The sequence below is a fragment of the Cerasibacillus quisquiliarum genome, assembly GCF_014202495.1.
GTDB lineage: Bacteria > Bacillota > Bacilli > Bacillales > Amphibacillaceae > Cerasibacillus > Cerasibacillus quisquiliarum.
In genome coordinates, this window is the sequence record NZ_JACHHA010000001.1 from 275906 (window position 1) to 292342 (window position 16437).

General features: G+C 36.6%; 14 protein-coding genes. 3 read left to right on the forward strand and 11 right to left on the reverse strand.

The annotated features are described in order from the left end of the window. Positions 1–27: 27 nt before the first annotated feature. Entirely contained in the window at positions 28–864 is an 837-nt protein-coding gene (locus HNQ35_RS01350; protein WP_146934794.1) for a YitT family protein, read from the reverse strand. 211 nt (positions 865–1075) lie between these two features. On the opposite strand from HNQ35_RS01350, the gene HNQ35_RS01355 reads away from it, so the two are divergent. Then, the gene (locus tag HNQ35_RS01355) at positions 1076–2446 is read left to right on the forward strand and encodes a leucyl aminopeptidase family protein (RefSeq protein ID WP_146934791.1); all 1371 of its coding nucleotides are present in this window, start codon (positions 1076–1078) and stop codon (positions 2444–2446) included. 197 nt (positions 2447–2643) lie between these two features. Here HNQ35_RS01355 and HNQ35_RS01360 read toward each other — a convergent pair whose 3' ends face one another. Next, on the reverse strand, positions 2644–3498 hold the full coding sequence (locus HNQ35_RS01360) for a Cof-type HAD-IIB family hydrolase (RefSeq protein ID WP_146934788.1): 855 nt from the start codon (positions 3496–3498) through the stop codon (positions 2644–2646). 171 nt (positions 3499–3669) lie between these two features. Between HNQ35_RS01360 and HNQ35_RS01365 the strand changes: the two genes are divergently transcribed. Then, positions 3670–5514, forward strand: coding sequence for an SLC13 family permease (locus HNQ35_RS01365; RefSeq protein ID WP_146934785.1), 1845 nt, complete (start codon positions 3670–3672; stop codon positions 5512–5514). 57 nt (positions 5515–5571) lie between these two features. Here HNQ35_RS01365 and cydC read toward each other — a convergent pair whose 3' ends face one another. The 4 genes from cydC to HNQ35_RS01385 are packed head-to-tail and all read right to left on the reverse strand — an operon-like array spanning position 5572 to position 11389. After that, positions 5572–7284, reverse strand: a complete 1713-nt coding sequence (cydC, locus tag HNQ35_RS01370) for a thiol reductant ABC exporter subunit CydC (protein ID WP_146934782.1) — start codon at positions 7282–7284, stop codon at positions 5572–5574. A gap of 1 nt (position 7285) precedes the next feature. Next, a complete protein-coding gene (cydD, locus tag HNQ35_RS01375; RefSeq protein ID WP_146934779.1) occupies positions 7286–8992 on the reverse strand; it encodes a thiol reductant ABC exporter subunit CydD in 1707 nt (568 codons plus the stop codon). Further along, a complete protein-coding gene (cydB, locus tag HNQ35_RS01380) occupies positions 8992–9987 on the reverse strand; it encodes a cytochrome d ubiquinol oxidase subunit II (protein WP_246118019.1) in 996 nt (331 codons plus the stop codon). The genes cydD and cydB overlap by 1 nt, the downstream gene beginning before the upstream one ends. Positions 9988–9991: 4 nt before the next feature. After that, positions 9992–11389, reverse strand: a complete 1398-nt coding sequence (locus HNQ35_RS01385) for a cytochrome ubiquinol oxidase subunit I (RefSeq protein WP_146934772.1) — start codon at positions 11387–11389, stop codon at positions 9992–9994. Between the two features lie 405 nt (positions 11390–11794). On the opposite strand from HNQ35_RS01385, the gene HNQ35_RS01390 reads away from it, so the two are divergent. Then, a complete protein-coding gene (locus tag HNQ35_RS01390) occupies positions 11795–12238 on the forward strand; it encodes an OsmC family protein (RefSeq protein WP_146934767.1) in 444 nt (147 codons plus the stop codon). Positions 12239–12346: 108 nt separating this feature from the next. Here the strand turns inward: HNQ35_RS01390 and HNQ35_RS01395 are convergent, their stop codons facing one another. The 5 genes from HNQ35_RS01395 to HNQ35_RS01415 all read right to left on the reverse strand — a co-directional run bounded on the left by HNQ35_RS01395 (position 12347) and on the right by HNQ35_RS01415 (position 16417). Next, complete coding sequence (locus HNQ35_RS01395) at positions 12347–13291, reverse strand: LLM class oxidoreductase (protein ID WP_146934764.1); 945 nt, start codon at positions 13289–13291, stop codon at positions 12347–12349. Positions 13292–13312: 21 nt separating this feature from the next. Next, a complete protein-coding gene (locus HNQ35_RS01400; RefSeq protein WP_146934761.1) occupies positions 13313–13960 on the reverse strand; it encodes an SDR family oxidoreductase in 648 nt (215 codons plus the stop codon). 133 nt (positions 13961–14093) lie between these two features. After that, on the reverse strand, positions 14094–14378 hold the full coding sequence (locus tag HNQ35_RS01405; RefSeq protein ID WP_183330112.1) for an ArsR/SmtB family transcription factor: 285 nt from the start codon (positions 14376–14378) through the stop codon (positions 14094–14096). 66 nt (positions 14379–14444) lie between these two features. Continuing rightward, entirely contained in the window at positions 14445–14996 is a 552-nt protein-coding gene (locus tag HNQ35_RS01410) for an NAD(P)H oxidoreductase (RefSeq protein WP_146934755.1), read from the reverse strand. Positions 14997–15262: 266 nt separating this feature from the next. Further along, positions 15263–16417, reverse strand: coding sequence for an iron-containing alcohol dehydrogenase (locus HNQ35_RS01415; protein WP_146934752.1), 1155 nt, complete (start codon positions 16415–16417; stop codon positions 15263–15265). Positions 16418–16437: the final 20 nt, after the last annotated feature.

A 16437-nucleotide genomic window follows, 5' to 3' on the forward strand; every position in this document is an offset into this window, starting at 1 on the left:
TAGGTCAGTTACATCGTCGCGGGATAATTATTTTGCTCCTTTATAACCGGCACGTCCGATTTCCTGGACATTATGAGTCGTAATATAAGCATTTGGATCAATCTCTTCAATTATCTTTTTCAGTTGGACAATTTCTTGCTTATTAATAACAATGTAAAGTACTTCTTTATTCATCTTAGAGTAACCGCCTTTTCCTTCTAAAACAGTTAATCCACGGGCCATTTTATCCGTTACTTCTGTTAAGATTTGTTCTGGCTTTGCGGAAATAATTAAGACAGCAATTCGCGTATTTGCCCCTTCTATCACGACATCAATAATTTTAGCACCAACGTATACCGATACTAATGTGTACATCGCTTTCTCTTGTCCAATGATGAAAGCAGATGAGAATATGACTAGAATATCCATAATTAACATACCTTTACCGACACTCCAGCCGAGAAATTGGTTTCCTAATTGTGCGAGAATGGCAGAACCACCTGATGTACCGCCAGCACGGAAAATTAAGCCAAGACCAAACCCGACTGTCACGCCAGCAAATAGAGCAGCTAATAATGTGTCATCATTAATTCCTTTTCCAATATCAACTGTATAGTGGAGAAATATAGATGAAAAGATGATGGATATAATTGTGTAAAACATCGTTCGTTTAGAAAAATATTTATAACCAATTGCCAAGAGTGTGGCGTTTAATACGAAGTTTACAATCCCGGGCGACCATGTAAATAAATAATAAGTTATCATCGTAATTCCAATAACACCGCCCTCGGACAAGCGGTTTGGAATGGCGAAATAATTAATTCCAAAGGCAAATATGAATGAACCAATGATGACTAATGCCATATCTCTGACTGTTTTTGCCATCTTTCATCCCTCCTATGAACGCTCATATTGATAACGAACTACAGAAGCATATTTTAAATGTAAAAGAAAGACTTTGCAAATATTTTTCACAACAACCATTGTAGCACATAATCATATAGAAAAAATATCTATTTTATGAGACTAAATTTATTTATTCGGAAAACGAAATAGTATATACTAGAAGATGATCATGTAAGGGGAGGAGTTTACAATGAAAGCTCAGATTATTTTGGAAACGGATGAACGTGTTTATAAGCGACCAGTTTTAAAAGATTATGTTACGAATCAATCAGGAGATTATGTGTTATTAACACTTCCTGAAGGTGTCTTCGTTGTTTTAAAAGCAGTCGATGAAAAGAAAAAAACGACAGAACATGTTCGTATGACGGCTGGTTCAATTGCGCGTGATCTCGGTAAAAAGAAGATAACTGAAGCAGTTATTGAGCAATCTGTATTAAGTGAATATATTAATATAGCAGATGAACAAGTGGTTATTGCTTTTGTAGAGGGGTGGCACTTAGGAAATTATTCATTCAATACATATCAATCTAAAAAAGATATCGTCAAACCGACTTTATCTGTTAACGGTAGTAGCCATGAAGTTGTTGAAGTGGGAGAGATTCGTGCTGACGCGACTTCGTTTGCCCGAGATTTAATGAATGAATTATCAAATGTGTTAAATCCAGAAACATTTCCAACGCGACTACAAGAGGAATTTAAAGATACAGCCGTTGAGGTGACAGTATTTGATAAATCTGAACTTGAAAAACGTGAAATGAATGGTGTCTTAACGGTTGGACAAGGTAGTCAATATGAACCGCGCTTTGTTGAATTAAAGTATTGTAATGATTCATCCAAACCGTTAGTAGCCCTTGTTGGAAAAGGTGTGACATTTGATACGGGTGGAATTAGTTTGAAAGGCTCACGAAATCTTAGTGATATGCGGATGGATATGGGTGGGGCAGCTGCAGTTTCTGGAGCGTTGAAGTTGCTTGCTAAATCAGAAGCCAAAGTTAATGTCGTTGGTCTTATTCCAATGGTTGAAAATAATATTGATCAGTCATCCGTCTTACCAGGTGAAGTCATTAAATATAAAAATGGCAAAACTGTGCAAATCGGTAATACCGATGCAGAAGGCCGTCTCATTTTAGCAGATGGTTTAATCCGTGCAGGTGAATTAGAGGCCGATTATGTCGTTGATATCGCAACATTAACAGGTGCCATTTGGGCAGCATTAGGTTCAAAAATGGCAGGTGTATTTGGTGAACACGAATTACAAGTCATGTTGAAAGAGCTAGGTGATGAAAACGGTGATTTCAACTGGCCAATGCCACTCGTCGATGCTTATGAAAGCTATTTGAAAAGCGATTATGCCGATATTTGTAATATTAGTAACAAAGGTGAAGCTGGTTCGATTACTGCAGCATTATTTTTACGTCATTTCGTACCAGAAAATACAAAATGGGCCCATGTTGATATCGCTGGGGTTATGGAAAGCACAGAAAAAGGCTATTATGGAAATTCTGCTACAGGATTTGGCACACGTCTATTAGCAGACTTTACTGTTCGTGTGTCTCAGTAGTAATTAAAGAGCATATAAATTAAGAAGACCGAGGCCAATTATAACTGGTTTCGGTCTACTTTTTTAATCTTATGTAGTGATTTATTGGATCTGTATTCTGTAACGAGTAGGGATCTATCTATTGCAATTCAGGTAAAGAAATGAAAACAATGGTAACATTTCATGCTCATACTTAGTCGTTCATGCTGGAATTCATTCTACTCTAGTATCTTTTGAATTGCATAGGCTACACCATTTTCATTATTTCTTTTAGTAATAAAATCACAATGAGCTTTAATCTCGTCATTGGCATTTTCCATAGCGACACTATACCCAGCAATTTTTAGCATGGAAAGATCGTTATAATTATCGCCAATCGCCATGACGTCTTGCATATCAATACCTTTAGATTCAGCAAATGCTTTTAATGTGCTACCTTTCTGTGCTTCTCGATGATTAAATTCAAGATTGACACTGGCAGATGCAGTAATGGTTAATGAATCAATATGTTGTAGTTCATCTTTTACTTGAGCTAATTTTGTATCATCTGGTGAAAAGGCAAGTAGTTTGTAAATAACAAAATCAGGTTGTTCAAGAATCGATTCATAGTCCGTAGTAAATTGAACATTTTCTACAATAAAGCGCTCTTCAATGCGTTCTTTAATTTCTGTAGTTGAAATGTCTGGGTTTGACGTTTTAACGATGTCAATGATGACTTGTGTGAAATATTCGCGACTCGTTGAAAAGACACCTTTATTTGTGAAAACTTCAAAGTAAATATCATTTTCCTGACAGTTCTTTGCAATTTGCCGTGCGACATCTTTATCAAGTGGGATATGATTGATCATTTCATGTTTCTCTGAAAAAATCACTGCACCATTTAACGTAATCATTGGCAAATGGAGATCAACAGCTTCTAGTTCTTTAACTGCAGCTTCATATGCTCTTCCAGTTGCCACCACGACCTCAATACCAGCATCTAATGCTTGATGAATCGCTTGAGCATTTTCCTTACTTACTTCACCACGTTCATTTAATAACGTTCCATCTAAATCTGTAGCAATTAGTTTCATATTTTTCTCTCCTATAAAACAATCCTGTGAAAATGGTATAGTTAAACTGTAACATGTTGAGTGATAAGAGTCACATATTTTAGATCCTTAATGATTCTTCAGTTAAGCCGAATATAATAATGTAGGTATTACATACAAAAACGGTTAATTGATTAAGAAAGCAGGGAAAAAATGTATACAGATATGCTGATAACCTTTTCTGTTTTAGGATTGGCTACTGGTTTATTTATTCATGGAAAAATACGCTCAGATCTAGTTGCTATTGGAGCCTTACTTATTCTTGTCATAACAGATATTATTACACCAACTGAAGCGTTAGCTGGCTTTTCAAACTCTGTCGTCGTTATGATTGCAGGTTTATTTATTGTTGGAGCAGGTATTTTTAATACTGGACTAGCTAAAATGATGGGCAATCAATTATTAAAATTTGGTAGAAAAGATGAAGGGCGTTTACTTGTCATTATCATGGTAACAGTCGGTGTTTTCAGTGCTTTTATGAGTAATACTGGAACAGTTGCTGTGTTACTTCCGGTAGTTATGAGTATGGCAGTAAGTTTAAAGACTAGCCCAGCCAAATTTCTAATTCCACTCGCTTTTGCTAGCAGTTTAGGTGGTGTTTTAACGATGATTGGAACGCCACCTAACCTTGTCGTCAACGATTTATTAAAAGAACATGGTTATGAACCGCTTCATTTCTTTGGTTTTACACCAATTGGTCTTGTCGCTTTTATAACAGGTATTATATTTATGGCATGGATTGGTAAACGGATGTTACCGAATCATGAGCATATACAACAGCATCGTTATGATGAGCATACAGGGCAAGAACTTGTTGGTATTTATAATATCAACCATTTACTCTATTTAATCGAGGTGCCAAATACATCATCCATTATAGGAAAATCATTAATTGAGCTTGATTTAACAGGGAGATTTGATGTAACTGTTATATCCATTGAACGGAAAGAAACTGACGGATTACAACTATTCAGTAATGGGAGCCATGTTGTCGTACCGAAAACACATACAACATTTCAACCTGGAGATCGAGTCCTCGTATTCGGTCAAGCTAAGGCGTTGATTGATGCATATGATTTACATGATCTGACAGAGCGAACGGAAGTAAAAGAGCGTTTCTTATCTCGGGAATTCGGCTTAACTGAAATATTAATTGCTCCACAATCAGAATTTAAAAATAAAACATTGCGTGACCTCCACTTTCGTAAAAAATATCGTTGTAATGTACTTGCTATTAATCGAAGTGGACATTATATATTAAAAGATGCAGCTAAACAGCGCTTACGCCCTGGAGATGCTTTACTTGTTTATGGTAAATGGGATGATATGGAAATATTATCAGAAATGATTCATGATGTCGTTGTTGTTGGAAATGTATCACAAAAAGCAACATCAGCCATTGCGAAGGGAAAAGCACCTATTGCTGCTGCAATTATGTTAATGATGCTTACCCTAATGACTTTTGAACGGTTGGATCCTGTTGTTTCAGTACTATTAGCGGCTTTTTTAATGATTATAACAGGCTGTGTTCGTTCGACAAATGATGCATATCGAGCGATTAATTGGGAATCTGTTCTTCTAATTGCAGCCATGCTTCCAGTGGCGACAGCTTTAGAAAAAACAGGTGGTGTGCTTGTTGTAAGTGAGACCATCATCAATATATTAGGGGACTATGGTCCGTATGCTGTTTTAGCAGGATTTTATGTATTAACGATGACATTAAGTCAATTTATTAGTAATACAGCAACAGCTGTTTTATTTGCACCGATTGCAATGGCGACAGCAGTGAGTCTAGGTGTAAGTCCTTATCCGTTTGTGATAGCTGTTGCGATTTCAGCAAGCATGGCCTTTATGACACCTGTTGCATCTCCAACGAATGCTCTCGTTATGAATGCAGGTGGCTATACGTTTAAAGATTTTGTCAAAATTGGTCTCGTTCTGCAACTCGTTCTAACTGTCGTAATGATCATCGCAATTCCATTTTTCTTTCCATTTTAAGTGAAAAGCACATCTTCTAGTTAACATGAGCATTTTACTAGAAGGCGTGCTTTTTTGTTATCCAATGTCCATGGCATAAAGTTTTTTATAATAATCATTCGTTAATAATAACTCTGTATGGCTACCATGGATATAAATATTACCATGACGTAAAAATAGTATTTCATCCATCATATGTGCACCAGCTAAATGGTGGGTAACCCAAATAACGGTTTTATTCGTCGTAGCTTTAAAAACAGTTTCCAACAATTCCCTTTCCGTTTGCGGGTCAAGTCCGATAGTAGCTTCATCAACTAATATAATCGGTGTGTTTTGAAGAAGAACACGGGCAAAAGCAATTCGCTGTCTTTCGCCACCTGAGAATCGGTTACCTAACTCTTCAACGGATGTTTGTAATCCATTTGGTAACGAATCAATAAGTTCAGTGAGTTGTGCTTGTTCGATGACGTCTTGTATGTCTTTGTCACTTGCATGTGGGTTACCAATTCGGATATTATTTTCAACTGTTGTATTAAACAGATGTGGTTTTTGATTTAAAACGGATACTGCTTGCGAGAGTAGTCCACTTTGCATAGGATGACCACCGATTGTGATCTTTCCATGAGTGGGTTCTAACACCCCAGCCAAAAGCTTTAATAAAGTTGATTTTCCAGTACCACTTTTACCTAAGATGGCGATTCTCTTTCCAGGAGCAATCGTTAATGAAAGGGAATCAATGATTTTTTTCTTAGTATCTGGGTATTGATAACTAACATGATCAAGAACAATCGTTGTATCTTGTGATTGAGTCCATGTGTTATTTTTTGGAAAAATAAGTGGCAGCTGGCTTTCTTCAAAACGTTTGATTCGTTCAAGTGAATCAGTGTAACTTGGTAGATGTTCAACGGCATCAGATATCGGTGCAATCGCATCAGTAATAGACATCACCATTAAGGTAAATGCAGCTATCAATGTTGGTGTAATCGTTTGTAGCCCAGCTTGTTTATTTGCCCAAATAATCATAAAGATGATTGCCACACCAATGATGAGTTGAATGAGTGCATTGCGAATTCTTTCCCAGCTTTGAATTTGTCGTTCTGTTTTAAGTAGCTTTGCATCGTTTTGTTTATGGGCTTGCAATAAGTCAGTTGTACGTCCACTTGCTTGCCAATCTGTTAATCCAAAAATCGCATCTGTTAATTGACTATATAATGTTTGGCGTACTTTCTTTATCTTACGGTGATGTTTTTGCGTTAATATTAATGAAATCCACGGAATTAAAAAGACAATCACCCCGAGTAAAAAAAGCATCATAAATGCAAAAGCAACATCAAATATACCGAGTACGATAATGAAGATCGTATAAATAAAAACACCGATGACACTCGGAATAATCGAACGCAAATAAAGGTCTTGTAAATGTTCAATATCATCCGAAAGGACGCCTAAAAGATCACCAGTTTGATAACGTGAACGTAAAAACAATGCTTGTGGCTCAACCATACGATAAAGTCGCTTTCGCATATGAGCTAAAATACGTAAAACTAAATCATGGCTGACGAGTTTTTCTGCATAAGGAAACGCAGCTTGCCCGATACTAAAAGCTCTCACAGCAACAATTGGAACATATACGAGCATGACATTTTCAGGTTGGAGAGCAGATTTGGAAATAAGATAGCCAGACGTAAAGAGTAACATTGTTCCAGAAGCAACTCCTAATGCTCCAAGTAATATGGCAAGAAACATCCTCCCTTTATATTGTTTCATATAAGGCTTTACCCAATCTTGCATCTTAATTCACCCTCCGCGTTAATGCAGCATAATGACCGTTCATAGCAATTAATTCATCATGTGAACCTTGTTCAACTAACTTCCCATTGTTAATGACAAGGAGATGATCCATATCCTTCATCCAATGTGAACGATGTGTCGCTAAGAAAACAAGTTTATCTTTAAAAAGATGAAGCATTAATTGTTTAATTTCATATTCTGTTTCAATATCTAAATGTGCAGTTGGTTCATCTAATAGTAAAATAGGCTTTTTACTAAGTAAGGCACGTGCCATGGCAATCCGCTGTTCTTGTCCGCCACTTAATTCACGAGCTCCTTCACCTATCTTCTCATGAATCCCATTAGGAAGCTCTTGAACAAAAGATGAAAGTCCAATTTCTTCAATTATTTTAGTTACTTGTTCATCCGTAGCTTCTGGTTCATAAAAGCGAATATTATCTGCTAGTGACATCGGAAAAATATACGGGTGTTGTGGGATATAGGCGATATGACTTAACCAATCGTCACGATTAAATGAATGTAGTAATTCTCTGTTGACCATCATCGTGCCATTTGTCGGTTTAATAAAGCCTGAAAGAACATGGATAAGTGTAGATTTACCAGCACCACTGGCTCCAACAATCCCAATCATTCCACGATGAGAACAGGAGAAACTGACGTTATCTAATAAGACATGGTCATCTTTTTCAACACGTACTTGTTTAAGTTCAAGTGTACTTGATGAGTCCCATTTCATTGGTCTTGTTATATGTTCTTTTTCAATAGGTTGAGATAAGATCGTATCCATTTCATCCATCGCCACTTGTCCATCTAAAGTTGCATGATAATCTTTACCGACTTGACGAATGGGTAAAAAATATTCTGGTGCTAATATAAGTATCGTTAGAGCTGGTAATAGATCTGTCGTACCATCAATTAATCGAAAACCGAGACTAACAGCAACGAAAGCAATCGATAAACTTGTGAAAAAATCGAGTGCAAATGATGATAAAAAGGCGACACGTAAGGTGCGCATCGTTGCTTTACGGTATTGTTCACTGACACGACCGATTTTAGCTTCATGTTTTAAGCTTTGCCCAAGATATTTTAATGTTTCTAATCCTTTTAATGAATCAATAAAATGATTAGATAAAACACGATATGTCGCATACTGACTATCGGCCATTTTTTGAGCAGCAATGCCGAGTAAAATCATGAACACGATAACAATCGGTACCGTTACAATTAGAATGACGGCTGACTTTTTATCAAGTGTAAAAATATATATTACAATAAGGAGGGGGACAATCATTGTACGAATGATGCGCGGAATAGCTAAAGTTAAATAATTTTTTAAGTTGTCAATTCCTTCAATCGCTAGTGTGACTAACCGCCCCGTGCCTAATCTTTGAACGAAACCGCGACCATTTTTGACATATGTCTGAATAAGTTCAGCTCGTAATTTTTTACCGATTCGTTCGGCAAATTTTTCCGCTACATATTGTTGTAAGAGAGAAATGCAATGTTTTAATGTGAAGGCAATAAAAAAGAATAAGAAATCTGTTATAACATCAGTCAATGCCTGCCCTTTAAATAAATAGGTAATTGCCCGAGCCAAGAAAATGGCTTGGGCAATCGTACCTATTGCTTCAAGGATAGATAGGCTTCCTAATAAAATGTATGAAATTTTACTACCAGGATAATTTGGAAGACCTTTTTGCCGTTTCATTAGTAAGTGACATCCTTTTTCGTTACTCGTTTACGAAAGACGTAGTAACTCCATGTTTGATAAGCTAACACAAATGGTAAAAAGATAATTGTGGCAATCAGCATCGTTTTTAAAGTATAGCTACCTGATGAAGCAGTTTGAACAGTTAAGCTATACATGTCATTAATCGAACTGATCATCACACGTGGGAACATCCCGATAAAAATACTTGCACTTAAAAATAAAATCGTCAAACTCGTCATTGTAAAAGCAAGACCATCTTTTTTCTTACGGTTAAGCATGGTGCCAAACAGTAGAGCTACCCATGTTAAGATGGGAAGAATCACCCAAAAATTCCCATGATATGTGAATATATCTGTTTTAATATACCCTACTATTGCGAAAAGTAATACGACAAATAGTGTAATGGGTGCTAATTTATTCGCAACTTTTCGTGCACGTTCTTGTAAATCCCCTTCTGTCTTAAGGGTGAGAAATTGCAGCCCATGTTGTGTTGTGACAAGTAAGAACATAACACCACCGAGTAAGGCAAACGGGTGTAAAAACTGTAGGAATCCTCCGACCATTTCTTTATCAGCATCGATTGGCATTCCCGTCATAAAATTCGCAAGTACGACTCCCCATAAGATAGGAGGTAAAAAGCTACCGATAAAGATTCCCCAATCCCACGTATGACGCCATTTAGGATTTGTTACTTTACTTCTAAATTCAAAGGCTACACCACGTATGATAAGAGCAAGTAACATAAGTACGAGTGGAATATAAAACCCACTAAACATTGTCGCGTACCAATGTGGAAATGCGGCAAACATCGCACCGCCTGCTGTAATGAGCCACACCTCATTTGCATCCCAAAACGGTCCAATCGTATTGATATAGACACGTTTTTCTACATCATTTTTACCTAAAAATCGAGCGACAGTGCCAACACCAAAATCAAAACCTTCCAAGATAAAGAAACCTGTAAACAAAACGGCGATTAAGATAAACCATATTTCATTAAGAGACAATTTCGGTTCCCTCCTTACTAAATGGATCAGTTGTGATAGGTGCTTGCTCTTTGTCTTCTCCATTCTTTTTAATATGTTGTACGAACAGATATACTAACACGCCACCTAAAATAGCGTAGATCGTATTAAATGAAATAAGTGAGAAGAGTACTTCGTTTGCTGTAACAGTTGGTGATACAGCGTCTTCGGTTTTCATAATGCCAAAGACAACCCATGGTTGACGACCTAATTCCGTCATTAACCATCCAACTGTGTTTGCAATAAATGGTAATGTAATTGACCAGACCATTAATTTTAAGAAACGGGTATGTTTTTCAAGTTGGTCTTTTCTTGTTGCGAACCAACCATAAATGGCTAAAATTAACATCAATGTTCCAGAAAGCGCCATAGCACGGAAACTCCAGAACAAAGTCTTCACTGGTGGTACATAATTTCCTGGACCATATTTTTCTTCATATTCTTTTTGTAATTCATTTATCCCTTGGACAGACCCACTAAACTTATTGTATGACAAGATACTGAGAGCATATGGGATATCGAGTTGCCAGTTGTTTTTTTGATTTTCACTATCAATACTAGCGATCAGAGTAAACGGTGCAGGATCGCCACTGTTTTCCCAGAGAGCTTCTGCTGCAGCAAGTTTCATTGGTTGTGTTTGAACTAAATGTTGTGCTTGGTTATGACCAGTTACGATAATAAATAATGATGAAATAGCTGCTACGATAATAGATATTTTAAAGGACTTTTTAAAGATATCGATATCATGTTTTTTAGAAATCTTCCATGCACTGATGCCTGCAATAAGAAAGGCACCTGTTGCAAAAGAAGAGATGAGCACATGTGGAAACTGTACCCATAAGTGTGGATTTGATATAATTTCTTTGAAGCTAACCATTTGTGCACGTCCATCAGCAAATTCATATCCAACAGGGGACTGCATAAATGAGTTAGCTGTTAAAATCCAAAACGCGGATAAGATCGTTCCAATTGATACGAGCCAGACGGAAAGTAAGTGGACGCGTTTTGATAAACGATCCCAGCCGAATACCCACAGTCCGATGAAAGTTGATTCCATAAAAAACGCTAATAATCCCTCAATAGCTAACGACGGGCCAAATACGTCACCTACGAATCGTGAATATGTTGACCAGTTCATACCAAATTGGAATTCTTGTAAAATACCAGTAACAACACCGACGGCAAAGTTAATTAAAAACAACGTTCCCCAAAATTTAGTCATGCGTTTATATCTTTCGTCATCTTTAACGACATACATCGTTTGCATAATAGCGATAATTAACGCAAGACCAATTGACATTGGAACAAAGAAATAATGGAAAATCGTCGTTGAAGCAAATTGAAGCCTTGCTAACCAGAGTGGATCCATTTTGTTATTCTCCCCTTTATGATGTAATTTCTTCATTTGTGAACTGGAGTTAACAACGTCTGCATAGTGAAAATCACCTTACTTATAGTATAAAGGATGAATTGGTTAATTCGTTCACAACGTGTTACAGAGCGTTGACTATTTGTTGACAGATTGATGAACCCATGTCACATTCCACTCACTACGTTCACTTCACATATTATCACACGAACTTCACATACTCTAACATATAATTTGTTAACTTTTGTTCAAAAACTACCTTGAACCATTGATGAGACTGAAATAGAGGCTAATAATGAACGTTTTGTGAAGTGTTTCACAAAACGTTCAAATTTATCAAGTCGCTTTTCTCGTATACTAAAGTTGTCAAGTAAACCATTTACAAAAAAGAGAGGAGCAAGTCAGATGGCTAAATCATTATTTCATGCAAAAGCTTATTTACAAGAAGGCGTACAAGTAAAAGTACAATCAAGACATTTTGAAGTGACAATTGATGAACCAAAAGAACTCGGTGGAACTGATACAGGGATGAATCCAGTCGAGCTTATGTTATGTGCATTAGGAGCTTGTCAGTCAATTGTAGCAAGAATGTTTGCTAAGAAATTTGAAATTGAATTTGAAGATTTTTGGGTCGAATTAACTGGAGAATTAGACACAGACGGTTTTCTACATAAAGCTGATGATGTTCGCCCAGGCTTTCAATCAATCGAATATGACATCCATATTAAAACAGATGCATCTCGTGAAAAGGTAGAAGAATTCGTATCATTTATTGAAAAAACATGTCCAGTTGGCGATACAATTGCTCACGCCACTAAAATGGAATTAAATGATATCGTGATTGAGTAAATTGTGAAGTCTATTTTTTAGCTCTTGCTGGACGATTATTTGATCTATGAAAAACGCGGTTAATCTATATAGATTAACCGCGTTTTAATCTCACTTTTAAAACATCTTTTAATCGAAGGATGGGAAGTGTGGTAATACCTCGTTAGCCAATTCTTCCATGACTTTTTCAGCATCGCGTTGACCATATTTTAAGTTAAGCATCACATGGTTAACGCCAATTTTTTCTAATGACTTTAAGAAATGAATGAGATGTTTTCTACCGAGACGGAATCCGAGATGGATTGGTGATGGCTCCGTATCAGGATCTTCTGTCAAATCAATATACAATGATTGTAAAAACGGTTTGAATGTAGATGTTGCTTCACGCCATGCTTGTACAGACAAAGATTGTTGATGAATACTTCTTGGATAGTACATCCAACCATCTCCGTTTGCTGCAATCCAGTCAAATGGCTGGCGACTTGATCCCGTTATAATCAATGGGATATCGCTGCTATGATAGGGCTTTGGTAATACCCCAGCATTACGGTGAATTTGTCCAACTTGACTATCAATCATTGGAAAGTCCTCGTTTAATAATTGCTTAAAATAATAATAGGTTTCCCGAAAGGCTTCACCACGAGATGGAATATTTATATTAAATGCAGGAAATTCCACCTGTCTGTCACCTGATGCAATGCCTAAAACAAGTCTTCCCTTTGATAGTTGATCGATCGATGTAGCAGCTTTTGCCAGGTGAATCGGATGTCTTAATGGAAAAACAATACTCCCAGTTCCTAGTGTGATTTTCTTTGTATGAGCTGTCAAATAGCCTAAATAGATCCATGGATCATAGATTTGTCCAACATCCCCGAAATAGGGATCAAATAGTGGGATGTCTCTTACCCATAAAGCTCCAAATCCCAATTCCTCAGCTTTTTGAGCCATTTGAATATGTTTTTCCATTGACGGAATGCTTCCTGAATACGCTTCAATCGGAATGAATAATCCGAGTGTTAGTTTATTTTCTTTAAAAATTCGTTTGTATCCTTGCTTGTTATGGAAAGTTTCCATAACCAATCACTCCAATATGTGTTAATTTATATTTGTTAGGGCTTTATCGATCGGAATGTCACCATTAATGATTTCAATCGTTTTGTAGAATGTTTCTTCAAGATGTAGTGTTTTAACGACTGTCATCGCTACATCCTGGCGAGTGATACTTCCATCTTTTCCTAAATTAAGGCGCGCTTCAATTTTTCCCGTTGGTTCATCATTTGTTAACCAACCTGGACGTAAAATCGTATAATTCAAGTGACTATGACGGAGACGTTCATCAGCGCGTTTTTTAGCCGTATAATAGTGTTCCATACCTTCTTTCCAATTTTTTGGGGTATCAGAATGTAAGGCACTAATCATAATAAAGCGTTTGATATTGTGTTTTTCAGCGGCTTCAATCGTTTTAAATGCGCCATCTAAATCGACGAGCATCGTTTTATCGGCACCTGTATGGCCGCCTGAACCAGCTGTAAAAATGATTGTGTCGACGTCTTGAGATGCTTTAAAAACGCCATCTTCCGCTTCCAAGTCTGCTATAACTGTTTCTACGTCTAAATGCTTAAACTGCTCGATTTGTTCCTGTTTACGAAGCATTGCTTTTACAGTAACGTTTTCTTCTTCTGCTAGATGACGAACGATATGTCTTCCTATTTTTCCATTTGCACCGACAACGAGTATTTTCATATTATCTCTCCTTATTTTTATATGTAGGAAAAGGTATCAATTAGATACCTTTTCCTCATGTTTTTATATATCGAGAAATATCGATTTATGATATCCTTATTAAAATGATTCGTGGTTATGAGTGGATCTTTTATTATAAATCCATCATACATTGTTTGATTTCTTCGATTTGTTTTTCGTTCCTTTTGTAATAGGTCCACTGACCTTGGCGGGTTGATTGAATAAAACCAGCGTCCTGTATAATAGACAAGTAAAGCGAAACGGTTGATTGAGATAGCTTGACTTTTTTTTGAATATCACTAACACATACACCTTCTGGATACACTTCTGAAAAATGCTTTTCAGGTTCTTTTAACCACTGTAAAATTTGTATCCGTGTTGGATTGGACAGGGCTTTATAAATACGTATAAGATCCAATTATATCACCACATATCATTTTAATCTCATTATAAATCGAGAAATCTCGATATGCAATAGATTTGCTTATAATGTGGCAAACTCAAGTCCTAGTTTATATGCATTTTCAAGTATTTCTTTTTGGAACTCTGGGAATTGTGCTGGATCGAGCGCCTTTTCAGAAAGGGTATCATACATGATTTCAACTTTTGAATTGGAGATACCCGTATAGCCTGCTAGTCCTACATTTAAATAATGTTCGATCATTGTATCGTATTTACGTTTAGCAAAGTGTGCTTTAGAGCCACCAGCTAAGCCAATCCATAGTGCTTTTTTATGTGGAAGCTTACTGTTTCCGTATGCATAATTGTAATTCCAAACCCGGTCGATATAACCTTTCAACATCGCTTGAATATTATACCACAACACAGGAAATATAAAGGCTAAAGCTTCGTTACGATTCATACGATCAATTTCTCGATGAACAATTGGAGAATATTCATAGCCGTCACGACTCCAATCGGGCTCATCCTGTTCAAAAATAACTGGATTAAATTCTTCTTTATATAAATCGAGTAGCTCTACAGTATGTCCAGCCTCCTTAAGTTTTCTTATAAATTCCATAGTTAAGACTTGCATAAATTAATTTCCTCTAACTTCTCGTTTTAAAATTGAGACCTTGCATTGCAACGCTGATGAACACTCACGAGATAATCCTCCAATAGGTATTAGGCTAAAGTATAAATACGAACGTGAACGAGAAATTATAATGATTCACATAAGATATACTTCTTCGTAAATTAATCGATAAAATAAGCTCAATATACAAAAAACAAGCAAAGAAAACTGTCAGGTTCTTTGCTTGTTTCATTTAGAAGGATGTCCCTTTTATAAATTTTATGCTATTAATATGCCGCTTTAAAAATATTAATAATATCTTGTTCATTACCTTGAATTGGATTACTTACTGCGTTTCCGTCTTCAAGGGCAAGTTTTGCCATTTTTTCAAAGTCTTCTTCTTTTACACCTAATTCTCTTAAATTAGATGGAATGTTAACATCTTCAGATAATTTACGGATAGCGGCAATTGCTTTATCAGCTGCTTCACGAACAGATAAGCCTTCAATATTTTCACCCATGAATTCTGCAATATCAGCAAACTTCTTAGGATTAGAGATAATATTGAATTCTTCAACGTGTGGAAGTAACACAGCGTTTGCAACACCATGTGGAATGTCATACAGACCACCTAATTGATGAGCCATTGCATGTACATATCCTAAACCAGCGTTGTTAAAGGCCATACCAGCTAATAGTGACGCATGAGCCATGTTTTCGCGTGCTTCAATGTTTTTACCATAGGCAACAGCTTGTCGTAAGTTAGTTGAAATTAATTTAATTGCTTGGATTGCCATAGAATCAGTTACTGGGTTAGCACCGAGAGATACATATGATTCAATCGCATGTGTTAAAGCATCCATACCAGTAGCTGCTGTTAAGCCAGCAGGTTTACCAACCATTAGTTCTGGGTCATTAATCGATACGAGCGGTGTATTTCTCCAGCTAACGATAACGAATTTTATTTTCTTTTCTGTGTTTGTAATGACACAGTGACGTGTTACCTCACTTGCAGTACCAGCTGTTGTATTTACGCAAACAATTGGGGGTAAAGGATTTGATAATGTTTCAATTCCAGCATAGTTTTCATAAAGATCGCCTTCATGTGTTGCAGCAATTCCAATTCCTTTTCCACAGTCATGTGCACTACCGCCACCGACAGTGACAATTAAATCACAATTTTCATCTTGGAATACTTTTAGTCCGTCTTTAACATTTGTGTCTTTTGGATTTGGTTCTACTTCATCATAAAATGCATATGAAATTCCTGCTTCATCTAATGATTCTGTTACTTTCTCGACAGGACCTCCAGGTAAAGAACGTAAGAAACCATCTGTTACGATAAGTGCTTTCTTACCTCCAAGAATTTTACACCGTTCACCAGTTACTTTTACAGCACCACGTCCGAAAAAGTTTACATTAGGCATAAAAAAATCATACATATGTTTATCCTTCTTTCTGC

Excerpts from the sequence above, each read along its gene's own strand:
- HNQ35_RS01350 (WP_146934794.1), bottom strand. The coding sequence starts at position 864 with ATGGCAAAAACAGTCAGAGATATGGCATTAGTCATCATTGGTTCATTC.
- HNQ35_RS01355 (WP_146934791.1), top strand. The coding sequence starts at position 1,076 with ATGAAAGCTCAGATTATTTTGGAAACGGATGAACGTGTTTATAAGCGA.
- HNQ35_RS01360 (WP_146934788.1), bottom strand. The coding sequence starts at position 3,498 with ATGAAACTAATTGCTACAGATTTAGATGGAACGTTATTAAATGAACGT.
- HNQ35_RS01365 (WP_146934785.1), top strand. The coding sequence starts at position 3,670 with ATGTATACAGATATGCTGATAACCTTTTCTGTTTTAGGATTGGCTACT.
- cydC (WP_146934782.1), bottom strand. The coding sequence starts at position 7,284 with ATGCAAGATTGGGTAAAGCCTTATATGAAACAATATAAAGGGAGGATG.
- cydD (WP_146934779.1), bottom strand. The coding sequence starts at position 8,992 with ATGAAACGGCAAAAAGGTCTTCCAAATTATCCTGGTAGTAAAATTTCA.
- HNQ35_RS01385 (WP_146934772.1), bottom strand. The coding sequence starts at position 11,389 with ATGGATCCACTCTGGTTAGCAAGGCTTCAATTTGCTTCAACGACGATT.
- HNQ35_RS01390 (WP_146934767.1), top strand. The coding sequence starts at position 11,795 with ATGGCTAAATCATTATTTCATGCAAAAGCTTATTTACAAGAAGGCGTA.
- HNQ35_RS01395 (WP_146934764.1), bottom strand. The coding sequence starts at position 13,291 with ATGGAAACTTTCCATAACAAGCAAGGATACAAACGAATTTTTAAAGAA.
- HNQ35_RS01400 (WP_146934761.1), bottom strand. The coding sequence starts at position 13,960 with ATGAAAATACTCGTTGTCGGTGCAAATGGAAAAATAGGAAGACATATC.
- HNQ35_RS01410 (WP_146934755.1), bottom strand. The coding sequence starts at position 14,996 with ATGCAAGTCTTAACTATGGAATTTATAAGAAAACTTAAGGAGGCTGGA.
- HNQ35_RS01415 (WP_146934752.1), bottom strand. The coding sequence starts at position 16,417 with ATGTATGATTTTTTTATGCCTAATGTAAACTTTTTCGGACGTGGTGCT.